This is a genomic window from Haladaptatus sp. CMSO5 (genome assembly GCF_036689885.1).
Classification (GTDB): Archaea; Halobacteriota; Halobacteria; order Halobacteriales; family Halococcaceae; genus QDMS2.
In genome coordinates, this window is sequence record NZ_JBAHVW010000001.1 from 392,220 (window position 1) to 416,710 (window position 24,491).

Consider the following 24,491-nt stretch of genomic DNA (forward strand, 5'->3'; position numbering starts at 1 on the left):
CCGGGAGTAGCGGTCTAGAGCGAGTATGCCCGAACACGGAGACGACCAACAGGAGTACGCAGACCGGCTGGCCCAGGACGCAGACGTGCTGAAAAACGGCTGGACGGCCACCATCGACGAGATGAAAGCCATGGCCGCAGCATACGAAGACCAGGGCTGGAACGCGTACTACGTCGCCGCGGGTCACACCGCGACCGAGCCACCAGACGCCGGGCCAAAAGGTCGCTTCGGTCTCGTCCACGTCATCCCCGGCAACTACGCAGACGACTTCGTCGAAACGTTCGAAGCAGGCGAGTTCTCGACCTACGACGTGTTCCGCAAGGAGATGGACGGCCACGTGTTTTTCGTCACCAAACTGCTCGATGAACCCTCGAAAAATGCCATCTTCATCGCCGGGCAGTACGAACTCTGGAATGCGGGCAACCTCGTCTCCCACGCGATGGAAGCAGGCGAAATCTACACCCACGTCCAGAAACTCGACGGCACGATGCTCGGCTCGTTCAAACACGACGACCCGGCCAAGTTCTTCCCGCACGCAGCAGACTTCAAACAGCACTACGGCGCGATGGGCGACCAACAACCAGACGTGAGCGGACGGGCCGTAAGCGCGGAGGAAGTCGAAGCGATGCAAGAGCAGTCTGAAGAATAAGGGTTCCAGCGGAAACGAGGGGGTTTCGGGACTTTTAGTCGTCGTGGCAGGTGGACGTGACAGTTCTCCCGTCGCGTTCGTTTCGTGGGTATGACCTGCATGCCCAAGGTGGAAGTACTTAGTACCTGCATGGCGCAAGTAACAGACAATGAAAGTCTCTGATGCGATGACGCCGCGTGACTCGCTCGTGACGGTGGAGTTACCCGGCACGCGAGATGACGTGCTCGAATATCTCCAAGAGCGCAAGTTTTCCTCGGTGCCGGTCATCAAGCAGACCGACGACGGCGAGGAGTTTCGCGGTCTCGTCTCGCGTGAAGCCCTGATTACAGACCCGGACGAAGACCAGCTTGCACTGCTCGTCGAAGAAGTGCCGACGACGCAGGCAGACGCCGACATCACCGACGTTGCCGAGTTGATGATTGCAGAAGGTGCCCGCCGCATCCCCGTCGTGGACGGCCAGCTTGAGGGCATCGTCACCGTGACCGACGTGGTTCGCGCCATCGCCGCCGGTGACGCCCCCGGCGAGATGGAAGTCGGCGAGCTCTACGAATACCGCGTCAACACCGTGTACGCAGATTCGCCGCTGCGCGTCTGTGAGCGCGAACTGTCCTACGCCGACGAAGCCTACGGCATCGTCCTCGACGACGAGGCCGAGGTCGCGGGTATCATCACCGAAGTGGACATCCTGAACGTCGCACGCGTGGTCGAAGGCGAGGACGGCACGGGCGACTCCATCGCCAATGAGGACGACGAGTGGATGTGGGAGGGCATTAAGGCGACGGGCAACCGCTATCTGCCGACCCGCAACGTCGAACTGCCAAGCGGCCCGGTCAGCGAGTTCATGAGCGACGACCTGAAGACGATTGGCCGCCGGCGCACCGCACAGGACGCGGCGAAGCTGATGCGCAACGAAGACATCGAACAGATTCCGGTCATGAGCGGCGACGAACTCATCGGCATCGTCCGCGACATGGACCTCCTCATCGCCTGTCTCCAATGAGCTCTGACGCAGAACGACTCTCGGAACTCGCAAAGCGCCGCGGCTTCTATTTCCCCGCTTCGGGTGCCTACGGCGGCGTCGCCGGCTTCTACGTCTACGGCCCGCAGGGTGCGGCCTTAAAGCGCAACCTCGAAGACACCTGGCGCGACCAGTTCGTCGTCAAAGAGGGCCACGAGGAAATCGACGCGCCGACCATCATGCCCGAGCCGGTGTTCGAAGCCTCCGGCCACTTAGATGGGTTCGACGACATGATCGTCGAATGCCCGGAGTGTGGCGAGAGTCACCGCGCAGACCACCTCGTCGAGGACAACACGGACATCGAGGAAGCAGAGAGCTACTCGCCCGAAGAGGTTGCAGAACTGATTGCTGAATACGACCTCGAATGCCCGTCGTGTCACGCGAAACTCGCGGGCACCGAAGTGTCAGAGTTTAACCTCATGTTCGGCACGAACATCGGCCCGGGTTCGTCGTCGCCGGGCTACCTGCGCCCCGAGACGGCACAGGGTATCTTCGTAGAGTTCCCGCGTCTCAAAGAGTACGCCCGCAACACGCTTCCGTTCGGCGTCGCGCAGATTGGCACGGCCTACCGCAACGAGATTAGCCCACGGCGTGGCCTGATTCGCGTGCGTGAGTTCACGCAGGCGGAACTCGAACACTTCATCGACCCCGAAGCGGACGAGCCACCGCTCCACCGCGTCGCGGACGTGGAAGTGACGCTCTATCCGGCGGCCCAGCAGCAAGCAGACGGCCAGGAGTACGTGACCATGACCGTGGGCGATGCCGTCGAACAGGGCGTCATCGAGAGCGCGTGGGTTGGCTACTACCTCGGCGTCGCCGCGGGCTGGTACGAGCGCATCGGCGTGGACATGGACCGGTTCCGGTATCGTCAGCACCTCGCGGGCGAGCGCGCCCACTACGCGAGCGACTGCTGGGACGCAGAAGCCGAGTTGGACGGCAACTGGGTCGAAATCACCGGGTTCGCCTACCGAGGCGACTACGACCTCTCGCACCACGGCGCGCACTCGGGCGAAGAGTTCACCATCTTCAAGCAGTACGACGAGCCGAAGACGGTCGAACGCGCCGTCGTAGACCCCGACATGGCCTACCTCGGTCCTGAGTACGGCTCTGCGGCTGGTCAGATTGTCGAAGAACTCGAAGCGCTCGCCGCCCGCGACCGCTCGGCATTCGACGGCGACGATGTGACCGTCGAAGTCGATGGTGAAGCGTACACCATTCCCGTCGAGAAAACCGGCTTCGCCGTCGAAGAACAGACCGAGTCGGGCGAGCACATCACGCCTCACGTCGTCGAACCGTCGTTCGGCGTGGGTCGCATCGTCCACACCGTCCTCGAACACGCGATGACCGAGGACGAAGTCGATGGCGAGGAGCGAACGTTCCTCAAACTCGTCCCCGAGCTCGCGCCGACGAACGTCGCCGTCTTCCCGCTGATGGACCGCGACGGCATGGGCGAACAGGCCCACGAAATCGCAGACACCCTCCGTCAGTACGGCCTGTCCGCTGCGTACGACGATTCCGGTAACATCGGTCGCCGGTATCGCAGACAGGACGAAATCGGCACGCCGTTTTGCGTGACCGTGGACTACGAATCGCTCGAAGACGGCACGGTGACCGTCCGTGAACGCGACACGACCGCCCAGGCCCGCGTCGCCATTGCCGACCTCCCCGAACTCCTGCTCGCGCTCCGCGCAGGCGACCGTTCGTTTGACGACCTCTGATGGACGACGAAATCGAACGCCGACTCATCCACGCCTCGGGCATTTTCGCCCCCCTCTCGTACTGGCTAGGCGTGCTCACCTGGCAGCAGTTGGGCTACGCGCTCATCGCCGGGTCGGTGGTCGTGTTGTTTCTCGAAATCGTCCGCCTCATCGTCGGCCTCGACTGGAAAATCTACGACGACCTGACCCGCGAGTACGAGAAGGACAATTTGGCAGGATATGCGCTCTACGTCTGGGGCGTCACCGCGGTTGCGCTCGTGTTCGAACCGCGGATTGCGATTCCCGCCATGTTGATGCTCTCGATTGGCGACCCAATCAGCGGGATTCTCGGCTCCGGTGAACTGCGGGCTGCCAAACAGGCGTACGTCCTGCTCGCGATGTTCGGCGTCTGTCTGTTCATCGCGGTGTGGTCGGTTCCGTTCGTCGTCGCCGTCTGCGGCGCGCTCGCCGCAACCATCGCAGACGGCGTGAAACCCGTCATCGCGGGGTACGTCATCGACGACAACCTCACGATTCCACTCGGCTCTGCGGTGACGATGTACCTCGCGCTCACCTACCTGCCAAGTGCGGTGCAGAATCTGTCGTTCCTGCTCTGAAAGCAGTAATCTTCTTGTGAAGGCGGTGAAATTTGTCGGCTATGACCACCCCGAAAACGCGACGCTCTGCGCTGAAAGCGGTAGCGACGGGTGTGCTCGCGGTGACAGCGGGCTGTCTCAACCTCGAAGGCATCGAAGGCGGCAAGCTAACCGTCCGGTGGGCCGACGACCCGCCGGAAGACGCGACCGTGGTGGCGATGGCAGACGAGCACGTCTCCGAGGTCGTCATCCTCCAGTCAACGCTCCAGCGCGTCTCAGCAGAGAATCCCCAAGAGATGGTCACGTTGAATCGCGGCCAGTACGCCGAAATGACCGACGCGCTCTCCGAGGTGCCACGCTACGACGGCACGGCGGCTGGCTACTATCTGCGCCGTGACGAACAGGTGTATCGGCTCAACTACAGCCCGTTCTGTACGAGCGTGCCGGGTGTCGAATCGCGGAAAAACGGGCGGTGTGTGGTCGGTTCCTCAGACAGCAACCCCGAGCCATCGCTCGACCGTCTTTGAATAGCGCATCGCCATCGTCCCCAAGATGCTCATGACGAGCACGTAGCCGACGCCAATCGCGGGAATCGTCTCGCTCAACACGAGCGACCCCCCGGCCGTGGCGGCGATGGCAGCGACGACGAGCGAAAACTCGCCGCGGGCAATCATGGCGAGTGAGACACGAATCGACCGACGGCGACCGAGATTGTAGCGCTGGCCGCTCACGTAGCCCGAGAGCAGTTTGCTCGCAGTGGTCAAGACGACGAGCACGAGCACGGGCACAGCGACCGTCGCCAGGAGCCGAGGGTCGGTGCCGAGCCCAATCGAGAAGAAGAACACGGCGGCGTAGAGGTCGCGCTCGGAGGAGATGATGCGTTCGATGCGGTGGGCGTGGGAGGTCGTGCCGAACGCCGCGCCGATGAAGAAAGCGGCGACGGCTTCGCTCACGCCGAAAGCGAGGGCAAGCCCGCCGGCGAAAACGATAGCACCCACCACGCGGAGCAAGAACAGTTCGGACGATTGCACGTCAAGCAGGCGTTCGACGAGCGGCTGGCCGCGGGCGGCGAGGGCGACGAGCACGACAAGGAACGCCCCAGACCGCGCGAGCGACGCGCCGATGGAGGCGAGGCCGCCGTCGCCAAAGGCGAGGGCGGTGAGGATGGCGAGATAGACGGCGAGGATGATGTCTTCGAAGACGAGCACGCCGAGGATGGTTTCGCTCTCGGGGTCTGCAATCCACCCGAGGTCGACGAGCGTTTTCGTGATAATCGCACTCGAAGACGCGTAGACGATTCCTGCGAGGAAAAACGTCTCAAGCAGCGAGAAGCCAAGGGCGAACCCGGCGACGATGCCGATACCGAAGTTCACGACGAAATCGACGCCACCGGCGATACCGAGCTTGCGACCCGCCTGTATCAGCCGGTCGAAGCTGAATTCGAGGCCGATGAAAAAGAGCAAGAAGACGATTCCGAGTTCCGCGAGCAGGCTGATGAACTCCCGCGTCTCGATGAGCGTGAGCGACTGGCCCGCGATATCGGGCGCGAAGGGGCCGATGAGGATGCCAAAGAGGATATAGGCGGGAATCACCGACTGGCCGAACCGGCTTGCGACGCTGCCACCGACGGCGAGAACGGCGAACACGACGCCTGCTTCGAGGAGGAGGTTTCCGGCTGACGCAGCCGCCATCTTAGGCCCCGGCCGAGAGGAGTTGGTTGAGCGCGGTGACCTGTTCGCGCGTGCCGAGGGCGACGAGGTAGTCGCCGGGTTCGATGGTCGTCGTCTCGGGGTCGGGGTTCGGGATGGTGTCCTCTGCGCGTTGGATGGCGATGACGGAGGCCCCCGTGTGCGCGCGGATGCCGGAGTCAGCGAGCGTGGTTCCGGCGAGTGGCGAGTTCTCGGGAACCGCTTCCCAGTTGATGATGGCATTGCCGAGCGGGACAGAGAGGTTTTCGACGGCCACGGATTCGAAGTACGCGCCTTCGAGAATCGCGCCGAAGTGGCGGGCGCGCTGGCTGTCTAAGTCGAACAGCTTTTGGCTGTCTGCATCCGGATTCGGTCGGTAGAACACCTCTCGGCGGCCGTCGTGGTGGATGAGAGTGATGAGTCGCGCCCCACCACTGAGTTCGAGTTCGAACTTTCGCCCCACGCCCGGGATATCAGATTCGTAAACCGTCATACGAGAGCCTTCGCAGGAGAGACCAATAAGCAGTCGGCCACTTTCACCCCGCTACACGAACCCTTAACCGGCGGCACGGCAAATTTTCTGGAAATGGCGGCGACCGACCAGCAAGCCTACGTAGACCACCCATTGCTCCGACCGTCGGTCATCGAGCGCCGACTCTACCAAATCGAACTCGCCGGTGACGCTCAATCTGACCACACGCTCGTGTGTCTGCCAACCGGCCTCGGGAAGACCACCGTGAGCCTGCTCGTCACCGCCCAACGCCTCCACCAGCACGGCGGCAAGTCCGTGTTGCTCGCGCCGACGAAGCCACTGGTGCAACAACACGCCGAATTCTACCGGATGGCCCTCGACATCCCCGACGAAGAAATCGTCGTGTTCACGGGCGAGGTTCGCCCGGACGACCGCGTCTCCCTCTGGCAGGACGCGACGATTATCATTGCAACCCCACAGGTCATCGAAAACGACCTCGTCGGCAGCCGGATTTCTCTCGCCGACGTGACCCACCTCACCTTCGACGAGTGTCACCGCGCGACCGGCGACTACGCCTACTGCTACATCGCAGAGCGGTATCACGCCGACGCAGAGGAGCCGCTCGTGACGGGGATGAGCGCGTCGCCGGGTGGCGATGCTGAGGAGATTCTCACCGTCTGCCAGAACCTCGGCCTCTCGAACGTGGCGGTCAAAGGCGAGGGCGATTCTGACGTAGACGAGTACACCCACGACACGGAAGTCGAGTGGAAGAACGTCCAAGTGCCGAAGGAAATCCTCGAAATCCGCGACGGGATGAACGAGATTGTCAAAGATAGGCTTGAGAAACTGAAACAGCTTGGCGTCCTGAAGTCCGCGCGCGTAGACATTTCGCGAAAGGAGTTGTTCGCCGCCCAGCGCGAACTCCAGAAACTCATCCGCAACGACCAGTCTGAGGGGTACAAAGGCATGAGCGTCCACGCCGAAGTGATGAAGCTCAAACACGCCGTCGAAGTCGTCGAATCCCAAGGCGTCGAATCGCTCATCGCCTACTTCGAGCGCCTGCGCAACGAAGCGCGTTCGTCGGGCGCATCGAAGGCTAGTCAGCGCCTCGTCTCAGAACCAAAGATTCGCGAAGCGATGCGGAAAGCCCGCGAGTACGACGGTCTGCACCCGAAGCTCTCCCAGACGCGGATGCTGATAGCAGAGACCCTCGGCATCAAAGACGGCGAGCGTGTCATCGTGTTCACCGAGTACCGCGACACCGCAGAGACGCTCGTGGAGTTCCTCTCCGCGCACTTTTCGGTGCGGAAGTTCGTCGGACAGGGCGACCGCGAAGGCTCCGACGGGATGACCCAAAAAGAGCAACAAGAGACGCTCGACGCCTTCCGCAGCGGCGAGTTCGAAGTGCTCGTTTCTACCTCCGTTGCAGAAGAAGGGCTTGACGTGCCCGAGGTCGATTTGGTGCTGTTCTACGAACCCGTCCCGAAGGGGATTCGCTCGATTCAGCGCAAAGGGCGGACCGGCCGACAGGCAGAGGGTCGTGTCGTCGTCCTCATCGCCAAGAACACGCGCGACGAGGCGTTTTTCTGGAAATCCCGACAGGAGGAGTCGAAGATGCAAGACGAGTTGCAGAAGCTGAAAAGGATTGTCGCGGACTTAGAGACGGAACTCGGCCAGCACGCCCTGAGCGAGTTTGCGAGCGCGGAAACCGGGACAGAGAGCGCGGCGGTGAAAGCCGAGACCAACGGCGGGAGCGAGGCGAAAAAGAACGTCCAACCGGCGCTTACGGATTTTGCGGAGGCGAAAAAAGAGAAAGGAGAGAGCGAATACGACGACCCTGAGAAGGACGTGCCGCGGGCGGGCGGCGTCAAAGACGAGAACTCCATCGAAATCGTCGCAGACCAGCGCGAACTCGACTCGACCATCGCCCGCGACCTCTCGAAGCGCGACGGCGTGAAAATTCGCTTAGAGACGCTCGAAGTCGGTGACTACGTACTCTCAGACCGTGTCGTCGTTGAGCGCAAATCGGTCTCTGACTTCCTCGATACGCTCACCGGAGGCGACCGCTCGATGTTCGAGCAGGTGGGCGACGCGGCGCGCTACTACGGCCGCCCGGTCGTCATCATCGAAGGCGAGAACCTCTACGGCGAGCGCAACGTCCACCCGAACGCGATTCGCGGCGCGCTCGCGTCGCTCGCCATCGACTTCGGCGCGAGTGTGTTGCGAACTGAAGACCAGAAAGACACGGCTGACCTGCTCCAAGTGATTGCCTCGCGCGAGCAGAAAACCGACCAGCGCGAAGTGAGCGTCCACGGCAAGAAGACGAAGAAAACGCTCACCGAACAACAGGAGTACGTCGTCGCGTCGATTGCGGACATCGGCCCGGTGACCGCGCGGGCGTTGCTGTCTGCCTTTGGGACGGTCGAAGCCGTGATGGAAGCCACCGAGGAGGAGTTGATGGAAGTGAAGGGTGTTGGCAAGGTGACGGCCGAACGGATTCGAGAAGTGGTGGGCAGCGACTACTCGAAGAAGAACTAACGGCTCGCTTTTTTCACGGCGGCAAGGGCGTCTGCGGCTTCGTGGGCGGCTTCGAGGTACTCTTTCGTGCGCCCAACGTCGTCTTCCTGTTCTGCAGCAGTCGTGAGTTTGGTGAGCGTGCGGACGAGCGACTGCTGGGCTTGGCTGAGGTCTGCAGCCTGTGTGGACGGTGACTTTCGCTGTGCGGGCTGTGTAGGCACGCGCGCGATTTCGGTCGCTTGCTCGTCGAGGTCGTCCATCGCGGAGTCGGCCGCTTGTGTGGCGGCTTCGAGTTCGTCTGCCTTTGCCTCGGCGGCCGCCTGTTCGACCGGGTGTTCGCCGTTTTCCGCCTCTTGCGGGGCGGGTTGCGGTTGGGACTGCTGTGTTTGCTGTGCCTGTTGGGCTTGCTGTGCCTGCGCGTCGCTTGCCTCCTGTCTGTTGCCCTCGCAAGTCGCACAGAACTCCTGGCCCTGATAGCGGAAGATGGGGTCGCCACAGGTGTCACAGTGTTTGTTGGTCATGGTCGCGCCCTTGAGCAACAGCTCGCTCATGCGCTCGGTCTCTTTGCGATTCGCTTCATCCTTCTTGAACTGTTCGCGGAGGCGTTGGCGTTCTGCCTCTTTGTCGAACCCACTCATATCTGAGTGCACGCACGCAATCTCAAAAAGGCCTCCGACGAAGTTTGCGGCGACATTTTCCCGCAAGTAGGCCACGGTTTCGAAGCGTTTAACCCGGAAACAGAGAGTGATTCAGGTATTATGGCGAAAGTTAGCATAGTCGGTGCTGCAGGCACGGTCGGCGCCGCTGCTGGGTACAACCTCGCGCTTCGCGACGTGGTAGACGAACTCGTCTTCGTGGACATCCCGAAGATGGAAGACAAAACGGTCGGCCAGGCCGCGGACACGAACCACGGCATCGCGTACGACTCGAACACGCGTGTCGTCCAGGGCGACTACTCGGCCACCGAAGGCTCCGACGTCGTCGTCATCACGGCTGGCATCCCACGCAAACCGGGCCAGACCCGCATCGACCTCGCAGGCGACAACGCGCCCATCATGGAGGATATCGGCTCCTCGCTCGCCGAGTACAACGACGACTTCATCAGCGTCACCACGTCCAACCCGGTTGACCTGCTGAACCGCCACCTCTACGAAACCGGCGACCGCGCCCGCGAGCAGGTCATTGGCTTCGGCGGCCGCCTCGACTCCGCGCGCTTCCGCTACGTCCTCAGCGACCGTTTCGACGTGCCCGTCAAAAACGTCGAAGCCACCATCCTCGGTGAGCACGGCGACGCACAGGTGCCCGTGTTCTCGAAGGTGCGCATCAACGGCGCAGACCCTGCGTTCTCGAGCGACGAGAAAGACGAGATTCTCGCAGACCTGAAGGAGTCCGCGATGAACGTCATCGAGCGCAAGGGCGCAACCCAGTGGGGCCCCGCAACGGGCGTCGCCCACATGGTCGAAGCCATCCTCAACGACACCGGCGCAGTGCTCCCCGCGAGCGTCGCCCTCGACGGCGAGTACGGTCACGACGACGTCGGCCTCGGCGTCCCCGTCAAACTCGGCGCAAACGGCGTCGAAGAAGTCGTTGACTGGAACCTGAACGAGCTCGAACGCGAGCAGCTCGGCGCGGCCGCAGACAAACTCTCTGAGCAGTACGAGAAAATCAGCTAAGCCGGTTCACCCTGCCAGTTTTTTCGCGCCTACGCCACAGAGTGGCAACGCTCAGGCTTGTCGCTGGTCGTCGGTTCTGCCGCGTGGCTCGTCCGGAACGGGCACGCCGATGAGTGCCGCCCATTCTTCGAGATGCCGGTGTTCGCGTCGCTGTGCCATTCTCTCACCCGATTCACAATAGGTTCAGCCGAGAATATAATCGTTTTGTCAATTCACCCGAGACGAGTCTGACACTCGTCGGTCAAGGGGTGAAAGCGGACCGACCGAGAAGCAGCGTGAATCGGCGGCTCAGGGGATGAGCTGTTCGCCGTCGTCGTCATAGATTGTGATGGCATCAACGGGACAGACGCGGGCGGCGAACTTCGCGTCGAACTCCTCGTCTGCTGGTACGTCGCGGACGAACACGTCTTCATCCACTTCCTCTCCCTCAAGCAGGTCTGCTTTGCCCGCCGTCTCGTCGCGGGCGAACCCTTCCTCCCATTCGGCAACGCACTGGAACATGCCAATGCAGGTGTCGCGGTCGAACTCGACTTTCATGGCCTGCGCTTTGGCCGATTCGGTAATAGGGTTGACGGAGCGTGCGACAGTTTAAACGGCAAGACGCGAGAAAGGAGAGTAATGGATGTCGCGGACCTCACTGGCGTACCCGAGTGGTTCCCGGGCCACTTACAGGACGCCGGAATCGAATCGCTCTACCCGCCACAGGGCAAGGCAGTCGAAGCCGGTATCACGGACGGCCAAAGCATCGTCGCAAGCGTGCCAACGGCGAGCGGCAAGACGCTCATCGCCCAACTCGGCATGCTCGCGAGCGTCGAACGCGGCGGGAAAGCACTCTATATCGTTCCCCTGCGGGCGCTCGCAAGCGAGAAAAAAGCCGAGTTCGAGCAGTTCGAGCAGTACGGCCTGACGGTCGGTGTCTCGACGGGCAACTACGAATCCGACGGCGAATGGCTTGGGAAGTGCGACATCATCGTCGCCACCAGTGAGAAAGTCGACTCGCTCGTCCGCAATGGCGCACCGTGGATAGACGACCTGAGCTGTGCGGTCGCAGACGAAGTCCACCTCGTCGACGACCGTAGCCGCGGCCCGACGCTCGAAGTCACCCTTGCTAAACTCCGCCAGCGAAATCCCGGCCTGCAGACGGTGGCGCTCTCTGCGACCGTTGGCAACCCCGAAGACATCGCTGAGTGGCTGGACGCGACGCTTATCGACTCCGATTGGCGACCCATCGAGTTACAGAAGGGCGTCCACTACGGACAGGCACTCCACTTAGAAGACGGCACCCAGCGGTCGCTCCCGGTGAAAAACGGCGAAAAGCCGACCGCCGCCATCGTCAAAGATACGCTCGCAGACGAGGGGTCGACGCTCGTGTTCGTCAACTCGCGACGGAATGCGGAGGCGGCGGCACGACGACTCGCGGGTGCGGTCGAGGACTTCCTCAGCGCAGACGAACGCCGAAAGCTCGCGGCCCTCGCCAAAGAGATTCGTGACATCTCCGACACCGAAACGAGCGACAACCTCGCGGACGCGGTGAAAAAGGGCGCGGCGTTCCACCACGCCGGGCTGACGACCGAACACCGAACGGCCGTCGAAGACGCCTTCCGCGACCGCCTCATCAAGGTCGTCTCCGCGACGCCGACGCTCGCTGCGGGTGTCAACACACCGAGTCGCCGCGTTATCGTGCGCGACTGGCGGCGCTACGACGGCACGCTCGGAGGAATGAAGCCGCTCTCAGTGCTCGAAGTCCACCAGATGTGTGGGCGCGCGGGCAGGCCGGGACTCGACCCCCACGGCGAGGCCGTGTTGCTCGCCAATTCGCACGACGAACTCGACGAACTGTTCGACCGCTACATCTGGACTGGCCCCGAAAACGTGCGCTCGAAGTTGGCCGCAGAGCCCGCGATGCGCACCCACATCCTTGCGACCGTCGCCTCCGGATTCGCAGACTCCAGACAGGGACTGCTCGACTTCTTAGACCAGACGCTCTATGCGACCCAGACGACAGAACAGGGGCGCATCGAACAGGTGCTCGACAACGTCCTCGACTACCTCGAAGTGAACGGCTTCTTAGAACGCGAGGGCGACGACATGTTCGCCACGAGCATCGGCCACACCGTCTCGCGGCTGTATCTCGACCCGATGAGCGCCGCAGAAATCATCGACGGACTGCGGGCCACAGACGAGCGCCCGACCGCCTTCGGGCTGTACCACCTCGTGAGCCGGACGCCGAACATGTACCAACTCTACTTGCGCTCTGGCGACCGCGAGCAGTACACAGAGGAGTGTTACGAGCGTGAACGCGAGTACCTTGGGCGAGTCCCAAGTGAGTTCGACGCCGGGCCGTTCGAAGACTGGCTTGCGGCCCACAAGACGGCCCGCATGATGGAAGATTGGGCGAGCGAGGAGGACGAAGACCGCATCACCGACCGCTACGGCATCGGGCCGGGCGACATTCGTGGGAAGGTCGAAACCGCAGACTGGTTGCTCGGGGCCGCAGAGCGACTCGCAGGCGAACTTGACTTGCAGTGGGCACCCGCCATCCGCGAGGCCAGAAAGCGCGTCCAGTACGGCGTAAGCGAAGAACTCCTCGACCTCGCAGGCGTGCGCGGCGTGGGGAGAAAACGCGCCCGGCGGCTCTACAAAGCTGGAATCACGACGCGCGCCGAGTTGCGAAACGCAGACAAAGCCGTCGTGCTCGGCGCGCTTCGAGGGCGGCGCAAAACCGCAGAGAACATCCTCGAAAACGCGGGTCGACAGGACGCGTCGATGAGCGGTATCGACCCCGACGCCGAAGCGAAAGCCCGCGTGACGCGCGCCACGGGCGGGGAGGAACCCACCGACACCGAAGAAGACCAGGCGACGTTTGGTGATTTCTGATGCGGGTTGTCGAAGGAACCGCGACCATCGACGACATCACCGAGTTCGTCACCAGCCTCCAAGCCATCGGCGTGGAGACGGGGTGTACGATTCAGGCGTTCGACGCGCGCTACGTCGTGAGCGAGGCGCACCTCCGGCGGGCGGTCGAACTCGCAGACCGTGCGTTTGCGCGCGGCGAGAACGTCGCGGACGACCGTGCGGTCGAAATCCTACTCTACGTCGCCGCACGCCGCCAGATAAACCGGGCGCTCGAAGTCGGCGCGAACGAAGGCGAGTGCGACCTCGTCGTACTCGTGGTCGAAGACGGAGCCGGCGACGAAGCGGCCGCAGCAGGAGAGGTCGAAGCCCTGCTCACCGAAAGCGCAACGCTCGGGCGCTACGACGAAGCGCTCGTCTGCGACCTGTTCGATATTGGGGACACAGAGCGCGCTGCCTCGGGAGCACCGCTCGAAGCACTCGTCCTCGAACGCGTTGCGCTGCTCGACGTGTCGAAGTAGGCGAAAGCGGCTTTTTACTGTCACACCGCATAGATGAGCGTATGCCGTCGCTTCACGATCCGGTAGCACTCGGCGGCGTCACGCTCCCGAATCGGCTGTATCGCGCACCACTGCTCGAATGTGCGGGCAACGGTCCGGATACACCAGCGATACTGCGCCGAAAGCTCGAACCAGCCGCAGCGTCGGGCGTGGGACTCATCTTTCAGGGCGCGACTATCGTCCGCGGAGAGGGTGGGTGTGCCGCCCCGGGGATGACGCGCGTCCACGACCCGGCGTTCGTCTCGGAACTCACGGAAGTGACTGACACGATTCACGACCACGGGTCGCACATTTTCATCCAACTCGAACACGGCGGACTCAGGAGTATGGAGACATGGCACGCGGGCTATCGTGCAGAACATCCGAATCTTACGCAGTTGGCGGTGTCGAAACCGCCGGGATTCCTCCGGGCACTCGACCGGTTGGGTGTGTTTTCGTATACGCCTCACGTCCTTTCGACCGACGAGGTGTACGACTTGGCCGCGGATTTCGGACGGGCGGCGGGCCACGCCGTCGATGCGGGCTACGACGGCATCCACCTCGCCGGGGCGAACATGGGCATCATCCAGCAGTTCCTCTCGCCGTACTACAACCGGCGAACCGACGAGTTCGCAGATGGGTTTCGCTTCCTCGAAACCGTGTACGACGAGATTCGCACGCACGCGGGGGACGTACCGCTCGTCACGAAGATTCCGGCGGAGACGGCCGCCCCGTGGTTTGTTCGGCGGAAACTGTCGGTCGAAGACGGCATTGAATTGGCCAAACGCGCGGCAAACCTCGGCTTCGACGCGCTCGTACCGGTCGAGGTTTCGACGTTCTGGGACATGAGCATTGTTCGGGGGCGGTTCCCGGCGCGGGCGTGGCACCTCGAACAGCTCGAACCGGGCTACGAGGAAGTGTTCGGCGGGCGCATGCGGGCGCGCGCGGTCGAGATGGGCAATCGACTGCAAGCCCGGCGGTTTTCGGACGCGGAAGGCTGGAACGAGTCGTTCTGTCGGACGGTTCGCGCAGCGGTCGATGTGCCCGTACTCATGGAAGGGGGTGTGCGGACGCGCCCACAAATCGACCGACTGCTGTCGTCTGGCGCGTGCGACATGGCCGGGATGGCGCGGCCGTTTTACGCAGAGCCGCGGCTTGCGGCGCGATTGCTTGCCGATGCGGAAAGCGCGGTGGTGTGTGCGAGTTGCAACAACTGTACGATTCCCCAAGTGACGGGTGCAGACGGGGTGTGTCGGACGCCGAGCGTTCTCAGGCGGCGCGGCGAGTTCGAGCACGCGGGCGCGTACGACCCCAAGTAGCCGGTTTCCAAAGTCTCATACGTCGTCCTTTCGGAGCATTTTCAAGATGAGTTCTTCCGAACCGACATCACAGCGCGTCTCGCTTCCAATCGAAGATGAGCGCGTTTCTGTGCGATATTTCGAAGCCGGTGAGGGGCCGCCAGTCGTGTTGCTCCACGGCATCGGCCTCGACGCTGCCACCGTTTCGTGGCGACACACGATTCCAGCGTTGGCAGAGACCCACCGCGTCTACGCGCTCGACTTCCCCGGCCACGGCGAGAGTGAGAAGCCACGACGGTGCTACACGACTGCGTACTACCGCGAGGTGCTGTCGGCGTTTTTAGACGAACTCGACATCGATGCGCCAACGCTCGTCGGCATCTCCATGGGTGGGGCGGTGGCGCTTGGTCACGCGCTCGAAGAAGCGGTCGAGAAACTCGTGCTCGTGGACAGCCACGGGCTTGGCCGGGACGCCCCGTGGCGACTTCCGGCGTCGATGGCGCTCTGGACGCCCGGCTTTGGCCCGCTGTGGTGGGCTGGCACGACGAGCACGCACCTGTCGGTCAGAGAGAGTCTGCGCGGGTTTACCACCAATCGAAGCAGCGAGTTCGTAAACGACGTGTTCGACGCGGCAAGCGACCCGGCCGTTGGCGAGACGCTGTCGAGTTGGCAGCGCAGTGAGTTCCTGTTCAATGGGTTTCTCACGAACTACGTAGACGAGTTGGCCGAGGTTGACGTACCGACGCTGGTGGTCCACGGCGAAGACGACCCGCTGTTTCCGGTGCGCTGGTCGGTGCGTGCGGCGGAGGAGATTCAGGAGAGCACGCTCTCCGTGTTCGAAGACTGCGGTCATTGGCCGCCGCGAGAGCGGCCAGCCGCATTCAATGAAGTGATTCGGGCGTTTCTAACGCCCGAGACAGAAGCCGTACAGGCTTAGACGTCAGGGCGTTTATCAAGGAGGACAACGGCTTCGCCGTCGACGATGGTGTCGTCGCCATCGGTGACGATGGTCGAGAGTCGGTAGCGGTAGTCCCCGAGGTCCTCGACGATTTCTACTTCCGCAGTGATGCGGTCACCGATTCGGACGGGGTTACGGAACTCCACGTCCTGTGAGAGGTAGATGACGAGCCCCGGAAGCCGGGCGAGGGCGGCGCTGATGAGGCCAGCGGCGAGCGTCCCGTGGACGATACGGCCTTTGAAGCGGGTTTTCTCTGCGTAGGGCTTGTCGAGGTGGAGGCGGTTCGTGTCGCCGCTCGCGCGGGCGAACTCGATGACATCCGCTTCGGTGATGGTTTTCGTAAAACGAACTTTGTCACCGATGTCGAGGGCGTCGCGGTGGTCTGCGGTGACTTCGACGTCCCAGCCCTCGAGGTCGACCCCGGCGAGGGCGTGTACGTCTTCAGTCTCCGGAACGGTTGTCGTGCCGTTGGTCGGCACGGTTGGAACCCCAAAGGCGGCAAGGGTGGCCCGGTTTGCCTCTATCGCGCTGTTGAACAGTCGAGTAGATGTTTTCATCCACGTTTCAGCCAAAGACTGATGCCGCGGTTCAGAACTCATTGATACTTGCGATTCGTTCTCACACATCATAAAGTATTGTGTTGAGATACACAACGGAACCCACCCGAAACCATTGAATGGTATTGGATGGTATCGAAGGGAATCTTTATCCCCTTGGAGGGAGTAGGTGGTGATGAGCAATGACCGAGAATGACGAGATGATGTGGACGCCGGCGCAGTTCGCCCGGCAGTTCCAGCAGGCGAGCCAGCAGGCGCTCGACCAACAGCAAGACTACGTACAGTCGATGTTGGGGGCGAGCACGGGGTCGGGGCTTTCCGGTCTCTCGCAACTTGGCGCGATGAGCATGGGCATGGCGACGTTCAAGACCCGTGTCCAGAGCGGGGGACGCATTAGCATCCCCGACGCAGAGCGCGAAGCGCTCGATATCCAAGAAGGAGACATCGTTCAAACCGTCGTCATTCCGGTCAAACGCAACAGAGAGGACTAATCATGAGTCAATACACCACGCCCGTTTCGGCAGCATTCGAGATGCAGCGCACGATGATCAACCAGAGCCAGCGCATGGCAGAGCAGTCTGTCGCCTTCCAGAAGAGCATGGGTAAGCTCTTCCTCAACGGCTTAGAGAGCCAGAAGTCCGCCCAGCAGTCGGGCGTTGCCTTCACGAAGGCCGCACTCCACAGCTACTTCGACGCCATCGAGGCGACGATTCCTGGCTCCCGCGGCAACGTAGAGCAGGTCCGCGACATCGTTGACGAGCAGTTCGAAACGCTCTCCGAAGGGCACTCCGAACTCTACGAGGGCGTCGAACAGGAGTTCGAACGCAGCCTCGAAAACTACGACGATCTCTCAGAAGAGTACCTGAACGCGCTCAAAGAGCAGACGACGCTCGTGCTCGAGAACGCAGAGGATATGGAAGCCCAGACGGTCGAAGCCGTCGAGCGCTTCGAGTCCCAGGCAGAGGAGTTCCAGGAGCAGGCCCGCGAGCAGCTCGACGCCTAAACCGACGAATCATTTTTCACCGCGGTCACCCGATTATTTACCATGAGTAACATGAGCCAAAACGACATGCAAGCACAGTGGAGTCAGTTCGTAGAACAGTGGAACGAGAGCGTCGCGCGCTCGTTCGAACAGAACATGGAAGCGCAGTCTGCGTTTATGGACGCCTGGGCAGACGCCTTCGAAGGCTCCGTGCCTGACGAAGAGCAGTTGAACCAGGGGATGAAAGGCTACACCCGGGCCTACGAGGTCTGGATGGACGCCGCAGAGCGCATGATGACGCGCGCAGGCGACGTGGCCGAAGGCGAAGACGTCGACATGACCGAGTTCCGCGACATCTGGCTCCAGAGCGCCAACAAGGCGTTCAAAGAAGTCATGAGCACCTCGGCGTTCGCCGCCGGAACCGGCCAGTTCGTCGAGACGATGATGGAAGCGCGAAAGCAGGCAGACGCCGCGAGCGAGGAAGCCCTCCAAGAATGGGGCTTTGCCACCCGCAGTGACGTGATGGAAGTCGGCGAGCGACTCGTCGAACTCGAACGCCGCCAGCAGCGCGTCGAAGAGAAGTTAGACCAGCTCCTAGAGGAGAACTGAGATGTCCTATACGAACCCGCTCGCAGCGACACTCGACCTCCAGCGGCGCGCCTTCGAAGCCGCGACCCAAGGCTTCGAGAAGGGCGAAATCGCTCCCGAACAGCTCGAGCGAATGCTCGAAGTTGACGTGGGCGAGACGCCGAGCGAGGTCGTTTACACGGAGAACAAACTCGAATTGCTCCACTACGAGTCGCGGACCGACGAGCAGCACAAGGTTCCGATTCTCATCGTGTACGCGCTCATCAACCGGCCGTACATCTTAGACCTCCAGCCAGACCGCAGCGTGGTTCGCCACCTGCTCGATGCAGGCCACGACGTCTACCTCATCGACTGGAACGAGCCATCCCGAATGGACGCCCACCTGACGCTCGACGACTACGTCAACCGCTACATCGAAAACTGCGTTGACGTTGTGCGCGAGCGCTCGGGCCAGGATTCCATCAACATCCTCGGCTACTGCATGGGCGGCACCATGAGCGCGATGTACGCCGCACTCCACCCCGAGAAGGTGCGCAACCTCGGGCTGATGGCCGCGGGGCTGTGTTTCCGCGACACCGGCGGCGTTCTCGAAATGTGGGGCGACGAGAAGTACTACTCGCCGTCTGACGTGACCGACACGTTTGGCAACATGCCAAGCGACATGCTCGACATCGGCTTTGCGCTGATGGACCCCGTTGACAACTACGTCAACAAGTACGTCCGGCTGTTCGACAATCTCGAAAACGAAGACTTCATCGAGAACTTCGGCCGGATGGAGCAGTGGCTTTCTGACGGCATCGACGTTGCAGGAAAGACCTACGTCCAGTTCTTAGAGGACATCTACCAGCAGAACAAGCTCTACAAAAACGAGCTCGAGCTGAACGGCAAGCGCGTCGACCTCACGAACATCGACATGCCCGTCCTCCAAATCATGGGCGAGTACGACCACCTCATCCCACCGGAGTCCTCGAAGCCGTTCAACGACGTCATCGCAAGCGACGACACGGAAACCTTCGAGTTCCCGACGGGCCACATCGGCCTCTCGGTCTCGGGCAGCTCCCACCGCGACCTCTGGCCGCGCGTGAGCGAGTGGTACCTCGAACGCTCGCAGGTCGAAGAAGAAGCCGACGAGGAACCGGAAGCAGCCGAGCCGGACGCTGACAAACCTGTGGCTGAAGAATCGGACGCCGACGCAGAAGCAGAGTCGGCAGCCGAATCGATGGACGAAGACGAAGCGGCGACCATCGAAATCGAAGACACGGGGGACGCAGACACCCAGCAGTCGAGTCTCGTCTCGGACGACGAGGCAGCGGCGGACGTCGAAACCGTAGACGGCATCGGCCCAACCTACGCAGACCGCCTGCGCGAGGCCGGCATCAAGACCGTCACCGACCTCGCCGTCGCAGACGTAGAGACGCTCGCGGAGATTGCAGAGGTCTCACAGTCCCGGGCACAGGCCTGGAAAGACCAACTCTAAGCAATCCATTTCTTTTCTGCCGCCGAAGTGTGAGCTATGCTCACAACCCAAACCTGCCTGGTGACCGGAAGCTCTCGGGGCATCGGTCGCGGGATTGCACTCGATTTGGCGAGCCACGGCGCGACGGTGGTGGTGAACTACCGGTCGAGTGAAGCCGAGGCCGCGACCGTGGTCGAAGAAATCGAAGCGAACGGCGGAACCGCCATCTCGATGCAGTGTGACGTCTCTGACTACGACGAGGTCGCCGCGATGTGCGAGCGCGTCCACGACCGCGTTGGCCCCATCGACGTGCTCGTGAACAACGCGGGCATCACAGTGGACAAGACGTTCACCAACATGACGCGCGAAGACTGGGACGCAGTCATGGACGTGAACTTAGGCGGGGTGTTCAACAGCACGAACTGCTTTTTCGACGACCTCCTCGACGCAGAACACGGCCGACTCATCAACATCTCGAGCGTCGTTGGCCAGCAGGGGAACTACGGGCAAGCGAACTACGCGACCACGAAAAGCGGGCTGTTCGGGTTCACACGGACGATTGCCCTCGAAATGGCGCGGTCTGGCTCGACGGCCAACTGCGTCGCGCCCGGCTTCGTCAAGACCGACATGCTCGACATCGTCCCGTCGGAGGTGCAAGAGAAAATCCTCGGGCGCATCCCCTTGGGCCGGTTCGCCAGCGTCGAGGACATCACGGGCATGGTGAGCTACGTGGCCAGCCCAAAATCTGCGTACATGACCGGACAGGTGCTCTCGGTCAACGGCGGCATGGACTGGTAGCGTGCCTCGCGCGAGAGCTTTTTTGTGTCTGGTTGCTTTCACTGAGCCATGCGAGTGAGTGTCATCGGTGGGAGCACGGTCGATGAGCCGACCTACGAGACGGCGGTCGAAGTCGGCAGAGAACTCGGGCGACGCGGCCATACGGTCATCTGTGGCGGACTCGGTGGCGTGATGGAAGCGGTCTGTCGCGGCGCGCGCGAGGAGGGCGGGCACACGATTGGTATTCTCTCGGGGACAGACCCGGCTGCGGCAAACGACTACGTCGACACGGCGCTCGCGACGGGCTTGGGAAACGCGCGAAATGTCCTCGTCGTGATGAACGGGACGGGCGTCATTGCAATTGACGGTCATTACGGAACCCTGTCAGAAATCGCGCACGCCCTTGATTTCGGAAAGCCCGTCTGTGGACTCAACACGCACGATATCGACGGAATTGAAACAGTAAATTCACCAACCCAGGCCGTTGCGTACCTCGAAGAGATTGTCTTGTGACGCAATGTCGAGAGAAAAAGGTAATGTATCTGTCCATCACAGAGTAACAAAAGAGATGACTGTTCGGATTGGAAATGTGACAGAGGTGTGCAATGAGCGGCAGTGAAAATGCCACTAGTGACGCAGATTTCCACGACGCCGTTGAGTCACTCGAGCAGTTGGGGCTCACGACCTACGAGGCAAAGGTGTTCATCACCCTCCAGCGGCTGCGGACGGGAACCGCCCGCGAGGTGAACGACGCGACGAGCGTGCCGCGCTCGCAGGTGTACGCCACCGCAGAGAGCCTCGAATCGCAGGGGCTCATCGAGATTCAACAATCGAATCCGATTACGTACAAGCCCGTAGACATCACGGAGGCCCGCGAACTGCTCACAGAACGCTTCGAGCGAGAGCAAAATCGCGCGTTCAGCTACGTCGAACAAGCGATTTCAGAGGGGACGGGCATCGAAGAGCGCGAAGACATCTGGACGATAAGTGGGGCGGCCCGCATCAACAATCGCGCGGTGAGCCTCATCGAGACAGCGAACGACCGCCTCATTCTCGGCACCGGCGACACCCGACACTTCCCACCCGAGGTGTGCGAGGCGCTCGCGTCGGCCGACGCGCGCGGAGTTTCAGTGAGCGTCCTCAGCGACGACGGCGGCGTCAACGAGATTGCACGCGACCTCGGCGTGGCCACCGAGCCAGCGCGTGGCTATCGCCCGAGCGACGACCAGACCGGCCGTATCTTGCTCGGTGACGACGACATCATCTTACTCTCGGTTTCGACCTATCGCTCGGGCGAGGAAGCGGGACTCTGGAGTGCGAACACCGAGTTTGCGACCATCCTCATGCAGGTCGTCGAAGCCGGGCTGTACGAAGGCTTCTGACGTGTTCGGTCGCCAAAAAATCCGCCATCGGCAACTACTTTGCACCGGAAGCGAGTGACTGTGTATCAATGGCATACGAGACACTTCTCGTGGAGCACGATGCTGGTCGTGTCACGGTAACGCTGAATCGCCCGGAGAAACTGAACGCGATGACCGGCGAGATGTTCGTCGAACTGCGCGCGCTGTTTCGGGAGTTAGCAGACGAGGACGTAGACGTGGTGACGATTCGCGGTGCGGGCGACCACTTCTCTGCGGGTGTGGACATGTCCGGTGTCCCTGAGTGGGCAGAGCAGAAGCCAATCGACGTGCGCGACAACCTCGAAGTCGTCCACGATGCGCTCAGAACCCTTGAGGCGCTCGACGCGCCCATCGTCGCCGCCATCGACGGCTACGCGCTCGGCGGCGGCCTCGAACTCACGCTTGCCTGTGATATTCGCGTGGCGAGCCACCGGGCGCAGTTCGGCCTCCCTGAAGCGAACGTCGGTCTCGCCATGGATTTAGGCGGGTCACAGAAGCTCCCCGGCATGATTGGCGAGGGGATGACCAAGTGGCTCATCATGACGGGCAAGAACATCGACGCAGACCGGGCCTACGACGTAGGCCTCGTCGAACAGGTCGCAGACGCAGGCGAGTTCGATGCGATGGTCGCAGACTTAGAGGACACGCTCGCAGAGAAACCGACCTACGTGCTCGGCATCGCAAAGCGTCAGGTGCACTCGGTGCGCCCGCTCAATCTCGATGAATCGATGAATCAGGCGCTTCATCACGCGCTCACGGCGTATCAAGAAGACGAGACCCAAAAGCTCGTTACGGACTTTTTAGACCGTTAGGCGTCTCGGCCAATCATTCCGAGGGCTTTCATCGATAGCACCTTTTCGTCGTTTTGATTGTACGTCGAGAGTTCGTAGGTGACGTTCCCGCGCGTCGGGTCGTTTTCTGCGGGCGAGGTTTCGAGCACTTCGATACGCACAGAGAGGGTGTCGCCCGGTCTGACCGGTTGGAGCCAGCGCAGTTCATCGACACCGGCCGCACCGAGGCTCGCGGTTTTGTTCATGAAGTTATCGACGAGCAAGCGCATCGTCACCGAACAGGTCTGCCACCCGCTTGCGATGAGGCCGCCGAACATCGTGTCCGCGGCTGCTTCGGCACTGACGTGGAATGGCTGGGGGTCGTACTCCTCTGCAAACTCAATGATTTCGGCTTCGGTGAGCGTGTGACTGCCGAATTCGAAGGTCTGCCCCGGTTCGAACTCCTCGAAGGAGGCGGGAATCATGTAGCAGTCGCTTCTCGCCTTGCGCACCTAAACATGTGGGATGTGGTAACTCACTACCCCTTTGTTTCCACTGGAACTGTGGCCGTTTCAGTCGATGAACGGTCGAAAAATAGCCAGAACGGCCAGCTACGAGGGGTTGCAGTCGAAATGAAGGGGTTCGAGAACGCGTACCACGTTAGATGAGTTCGCGCAGGTGGTCTGCGAAGCCGGTCGAGTCGCGGACGTTGCGAAGAATGATTTCGAGGTGCCCACTCCCGCCGGCGGCGATTTGGACGTTTCCGAGTCCGACGACGGTTTCGAGCAGCGACCGGTTCTCTTGGATCCCCCTGACCTTAGAAAGCGGGAGTTCCTTGCGGACGAGCGAGAGGAATCGGTACTCGCTGATGACTCGCTCGTTGGTCAGGTAGTAGGTCGTAAGCGAGTTCGCCCAGTAGGTGAACAGCCCCTGTGAGAACAACACCAGCCCGAGGATGAGCGCCACGAGCGGGTAGACGAGCGGCTCTTGGGTGAAGTAGGTGAGATACGTCGCAACCGAGAGAAAGACGAAGCCACCGGTGAGCCGGACGGTCGCGACGCGCTGAGTCGGATGGCGTCGGTCGATGATGTACTCGTTGGCGCTGAGTTGCACCGCGGCTGGGGCCGTCCGCTGGACGTACGCGCCGATGGCGACGATGATGAGGCCAAACACCACCAGCGCCCAGCCGAGCAGTTGCGGGTAGACGAGGGTGGTCATGCCGAGTAGAATCCGCCCACCGCCGATGAGAAACGGCAGGGAGATGAGCACGCTCCAGATGAGCGGTGCGCCGCGGGCCATCAGCGCCCCCTCGTGAGTTCGACCAGCACGCCGATGATGGAGACGACCAGCCCGATGATGGCGAGCGTTTCGGGGTCGGTCAGTCCGCGGTCGCCGCTACTCAGGAAGCCCCGGTCTTCTGCGAGGTCGTTCGACGACCGGCTTGCGGTTGCCTCCGCCCCGAACGATTCGGTGGTCACGGCCTCACTCGTGGGCTGGGGCGTGTTCTGGCTCTCGGTCACGACGACGGTCGACTGTTCGGTCGGCACGGTTTCGGGGATGAAATCGACGTAGAACCAGATGTTATCGACATACTCGACCTGCTCTGTTGCGGGGTTCCACCGCGAGAGTGTGAGGTTGAACAGCTCCTCGCCGTAGCCGAAACTGTCCGGTGAGACGGTGTACCACGCGGTGTAGGAGTTGCCATCGTTCACTATCACCCAGTCGGTACAGCTTTCTGCGTAGGTATCGGTCGCCAAGCAGAGGAAGTAGTAGTCGTAGCCAGGGTCGGCGTCGAACTCGTAGATGATGAAAAAGCCTTCAGACGAATGGACGTACGGCACGCCGTCTGTGCGCGTCGTGAACCCATCGCCATCGTGGACGAGCGCGTCACCCGAGAGCCACACCGTGAGGTGGTGACTTTGGTAGATGAACAGAACGTCATCATCCTGTGCGGCGACCGGAGCCACCACGACGCTGAGTGCTATTCCAACGACCAGTACACC

At 61.8% G+C, this 24,491-nt stretch carries 27 protein-coding genes; 19 read left to right on the plus strand and 8 right to left on the minus strand.

The annotated features are described in order from the left end of the window. Positions 1 to 25 precede the first annotated feature (25 nt). The 5 genes from V5N12_RS02040 (at position 26) to V5N12_RS02060 (ending at position 4,487) form a co-directional block, all read left to right on the plus strand. Entirely contained in the window at positions 26 to 649 is a 624-nt protein-coding gene (locus V5N12_RS02040; protein ID WP_332897490.1) for a DUF7529 family protein, read from the plus strand. A gap of 148 nt (positions 650 to 797) precedes the next feature. Continuing rightward, complete coding sequence (locus V5N12_RS02045; RefSeq protein ID WP_332897491.1) at positions 798 to 1,649, plus strand: CBS domain-containing protein; 852 nt, start codon at positions 798 to 800, stop codon at positions 1,647 to 1,649. Continuing rightward, positions 1,646 to 3,385: a glycine--tRNA ligase gene (glyS, locus tag V5N12_RS02050; protein ID WP_332897492.1), complete on the plus strand. Its 1,740-nt coding sequence runs from the start codon at positions 1,646 to 1,648 to the stop codon at positions 3,383 to 3,385. Before V5N12_RS02045 ends, glyS begins: the two co-directional genes overlap by 4 nt. Then, positions 3,385 to 3,981, plus strand: a complete 597-nt coding sequence (locus V5N12_RS02055; RefSeq protein WP_332897493.1) for a diacylglycerol/polyprenol kinase family protein — start codon at positions 3,385 to 3,387, stop codon at positions 3,979 to 3,981. Before glyS ends, V5N12_RS02055 begins: the two co-directional genes overlap by 1 nt. Before the next feature lie 41 nt (positions 3,982 to 4,022). Further along, the gene (locus tag V5N12_RS02060) at positions 4,023 to 4,487 is read left to right on the plus strand and encodes a hypothetical protein (protein ID WP_332897494.1); all 465 of its coding nucleotides are present in this window, start codon (positions 4,023 to 4,025) and stop codon (positions 4,485 to 4,487) included. Here the strand turns inward: V5N12_RS02060 and V5N12_RS02065 are convergent. Together V5N12_RS02065 and V5N12_RS02070 are read right to left on the minus strand one after the other, a co-directional pair. Then, positions 4,449 to 5,651 carry a cation:proton antiporter gene (locus tag V5N12_RS02065; protein ID WP_332897495.1) on the minus strand — a complete coding sequence of 401 codons (1,203 nt, stop codon included), beginning with the start codon at positions 5,649 to 5,651 and terminating at the stop codon, positions 4,449 to 4,451. The genes V5N12_RS02060 and V5N12_RS02065 overlap by 39 nt on opposite strands. A 1-nt stretch (position 5,652) precedes the next feature. Continuing rightward, positions 5,653 to 6,141, minus strand: a complete 489-nt coding sequence (locus tag V5N12_RS02070; protein WP_332897496.1) for a cation:proton antiporter regulatory subunit — start codon at positions 6,139 to 6,141, stop codon at positions 5,653 to 5,655. A 93-nt stretch (positions 6,142 to 6,234) separates the two neighbouring features. On the opposite strand from V5N12_RS02070, the gene V5N12_RS02075 reads away from it, so the two are divergent. After that, positions 6,235 to 8,658, plus strand: a complete 2,424-nt coding sequence (locus tag V5N12_RS02075; protein WP_332897497.1) for a DEAD/DEAH box helicase — start codon at positions 6,235 to 6,237, stop codon at positions 8,656 to 8,658. Here V5N12_RS02075 and V5N12_RS02080 read toward each other — a convergent pair. Beyond that, positions 8,655 to 9,275, minus strand: coding sequence for an Sjogren's syndrome/scleroderma autoantigen 1 family protein (locus tag V5N12_RS02080; RefSeq protein WP_332897498.1), 621 nt, complete (start codon positions 9,273 to 9,275; stop codon positions 8,655 to 8,657). The genes V5N12_RS02075 and V5N12_RS02080 overlap by 4 nt on opposite strands. 120 nt (positions 9,276 to 9,395) lie before the next feature. Here V5N12_RS02080 and mdh point away from each other — a divergent pair, with 120 nt between their 5' ends. Beyond that, positions 9,396 to 10,310: a malate dehydrogenase gene (mdh, locus tag V5N12_RS02085; RefSeq protein WP_332897499.1), complete on the plus strand. Its 915-nt coding sequence runs from the start codon at positions 9,396 to 9,398 to the stop codon at positions 10,308 to 10,310. Between the two features lie 288 nt (positions 10,311 to 10,598). Here mdh and V5N12_RS02090 read toward each other — a convergent pair whose 3' ends face one another. Further along, a complete protein-coding gene (locus V5N12_RS02090) occupies positions 10,599 to 10,847 on the minus strand; it encodes a ferredoxin (protein WP_332897500.1) in 249 nt (82 codons plus the stop codon). A gap of 81 nt (positions 10,848 to 10,928) precedes the next feature. On the opposite strand from V5N12_RS02090, the gene V5N12_RS02095 reads away from it, so the two are divergent. The 4 genes from V5N12_RS02095 to V5N12_RS02110 are packed head-to-tail and all read left to right on the plus strand — an operon-like array spanning position 10,929 to position 15,937. Continuing rightward, the gene (locus tag V5N12_RS02095; RefSeq protein ID WP_332897501.1) at positions 10,929 to 13,187 is read left to right on the plus strand and encodes an ATP-dependent DNA helicase; all 2,259 of its coding nucleotides are present in this window, start codon (positions 10,929 to 10,931) and stop codon (positions 13,185 to 13,187) included. Next, positions 13,187 to 13,684 carry a KEOPS complex subunit Cgi121 gene (gene cgi121 / locus V5N12_RS02100; protein WP_332897502.1) on the plus strand — a complete coding sequence of 166 codons (498 nt, stop codon included), beginning with the start codon at positions 13,187 to 13,189 and terminating at the stop codon, positions 13,682 to 13,684. The genes V5N12_RS02095 and cgi121 overlap by 1 nt, the downstream gene beginning before the upstream one ends. A gap of 41 nt (positions 13,685 to 13,725) precedes the next feature. Beyond that, complete coding sequence (locus V5N12_RS02105) at positions 13,726 to 15,021, plus strand: oxidoreductase (RefSeq protein ID WP_332897503.1); 1,296 nt, start codon at positions 13,726 to 13,728, stop codon at positions 15,019 to 15,021. Between the two features lie 46 nt (positions 15,022 to 15,067). Beyond that, on the plus strand, positions 15,068 to 15,937 hold the full coding sequence (locus tag V5N12_RS02110; protein ID WP_332897504.1) for an alpha/beta fold hydrolase: 870 nt from the start codon (positions 15,068 to 15,070) through the stop codon (positions 15,935 to 15,937). On the opposite strand, the gene V5N12_RS02115 is transcribed toward V5N12_RS02110, so the two are convergent. Next, the gene (locus V5N12_RS02115) at positions 15,934 to 16,557 is read right to left on the minus strand and encodes a MaoC family dehydratase (RefSeq protein ID WP_332897505.1); all 624 of its coding nucleotides are present in this window, start codon (positions 16,555 to 16,557) and stop codon (positions 15,934 to 15,936) included. The two genes, V5N12_RS02110 and V5N12_RS02115, sit on opposite strands and share 4 nt — an antisense overlap. A gap of 140 nt (positions 16,558 to 16,697) precedes the next feature. On the opposite strand from V5N12_RS02115, the gene V5N12_RS02120 reads away from it, so the two are divergent. From V5N12_RS02120 to V5N12_RS02155, 8 genes are all read left to right on the plus strand, one after another. Continuing rightward, positions 16,698 to 17,006: an AbrB/MazE/SpoVT family DNA-binding domain-containing protein gene (locus V5N12_RS02120; RefSeq protein WP_332897506.1), complete on the plus strand. Its 309-nt coding sequence runs from the start codon at positions 16,698 to 16,700 to the stop codon at positions 17,004 to 17,006. Positions 17,007 to 17,008: 2 nt separating this feature from the next. After that, positions 17,009 to 17,518 (plus strand): hypothetical protein, encoded by a 510-nt coding sequence (locus tag V5N12_RS02125; protein WP_332897507.1) that lies wholly within the window; start codon positions 17,009 to 17,011, stop codon positions 17,516 to 17,518. A gap of 42 nt (positions 17,519 to 17,560) precedes the next feature. Beyond that, a complete protein-coding gene (locus V5N12_RS02130; protein WP_332897508.1) occupies positions 17,561 to 18,106 on the plus strand; it encodes a poly(R)-hydroxyalkanoic acid synthase subunit PhaE in 546 nt (181 codons plus the stop codon). 1 nt (position 18,107) lies between these two features. Beyond that, positions 18,108 to 19,562: a class III poly(R)-hydroxyalkanoic acid synthase subunit PhaC gene (gene phaC, locus V5N12_RS02135; protein WP_332897509.1), complete on the plus strand. Its 1,455-nt coding sequence runs from the start codon at positions 18,108 to 18,110 to the stop codon at positions 19,560 to 19,562. Between the two features lie 36 nt (positions 19,563 to 19,598). After that, positions 19,599 to 20,339 (plus strand): beta-ketoacyl-ACP reductase, encoded by a 741-nt coding sequence (locus V5N12_RS02140; RefSeq protein ID WP_332897510.1) that lies wholly within the window; start codon positions 19,599 to 19,601, stop codon positions 20,337 to 20,339. A 48-nt stretch (positions 20,340 to 20,387) separates the two neighbouring features. Then, complete coding sequence (locus V5N12_RS02145; RefSeq protein ID WP_332897511.1) at positions 20,388 to 20,831, plus strand: TIGR00725 family protein; 444 nt, start codon at positions 20,388 to 20,390, stop codon at positions 20,829 to 20,831. Positions 20,832 to 20,923: 92 nt separating this feature from the next. Continuing rightward, entirely contained in the window at positions 20,924 to 21,700 is a 777-nt protein-coding gene (locus V5N12_RS02150; protein WP_332897512.1) for a TrmB family transcriptional regulator, read from the plus strand. Positions 21,701 to 21,768: 68 nt separating this feature from the next. Beyond that, the gene (locus tag V5N12_RS02155; RefSeq protein WP_332897513.1) at positions 21,769 to 22,530 is read left to right on the plus strand and encodes an enoyl-CoA hydratase/isomerase family protein; all 762 of its coding nucleotides are present in this window, start codon (positions 21,769 to 21,771) and stop codon (positions 22,528 to 22,530) included. On the opposite strand, the gene V5N12_RS02160 is transcribed toward V5N12_RS02155, so the two are convergent. From V5N12_RS02160 to V5N12_RS02170, 3 genes are all read right to left on the minus strand, one after another. Continuing rightward, the gene (locus tag V5N12_RS02160) at positions 22,527 to 23,000 is read right to left on the minus strand and encodes a MaoC family dehydratase (protein WP_442904920.1); all 474 of its coding nucleotides are present in this window, start codon (positions 22,998 to 23,000) and stop codon (positions 22,527 to 22,529) included. The genes V5N12_RS02155 and V5N12_RS02160 overlap by 4 nt on opposite strands. Positions 23,001 to 23,148: 148 nt before the next feature. Continuing rightward, on the minus strand, positions 23,149 to 23,787 hold the full coding sequence (locus V5N12_RS02165; protein WP_332897514.1) for a PH domain-containing protein: 639 nt from the start codon (positions 23,785 to 23,787) through the stop codon (positions 23,149 to 23,151). Beyond that, positions 23,787 to 24,458 (minus strand): hypothetical protein, encoded by a 672-nt coding sequence (locus V5N12_RS02170; protein ID WP_332897515.1) that lies wholly within the window; start codon positions 24,456 to 24,458, stop codon positions 23,787 to 23,789. The genes V5N12_RS02165 and V5N12_RS02170 overlap by 1 nt, the downstream gene beginning before the upstream one ends. Positions 24,459 to 24,491: the final 33 nt, after the last annotated feature.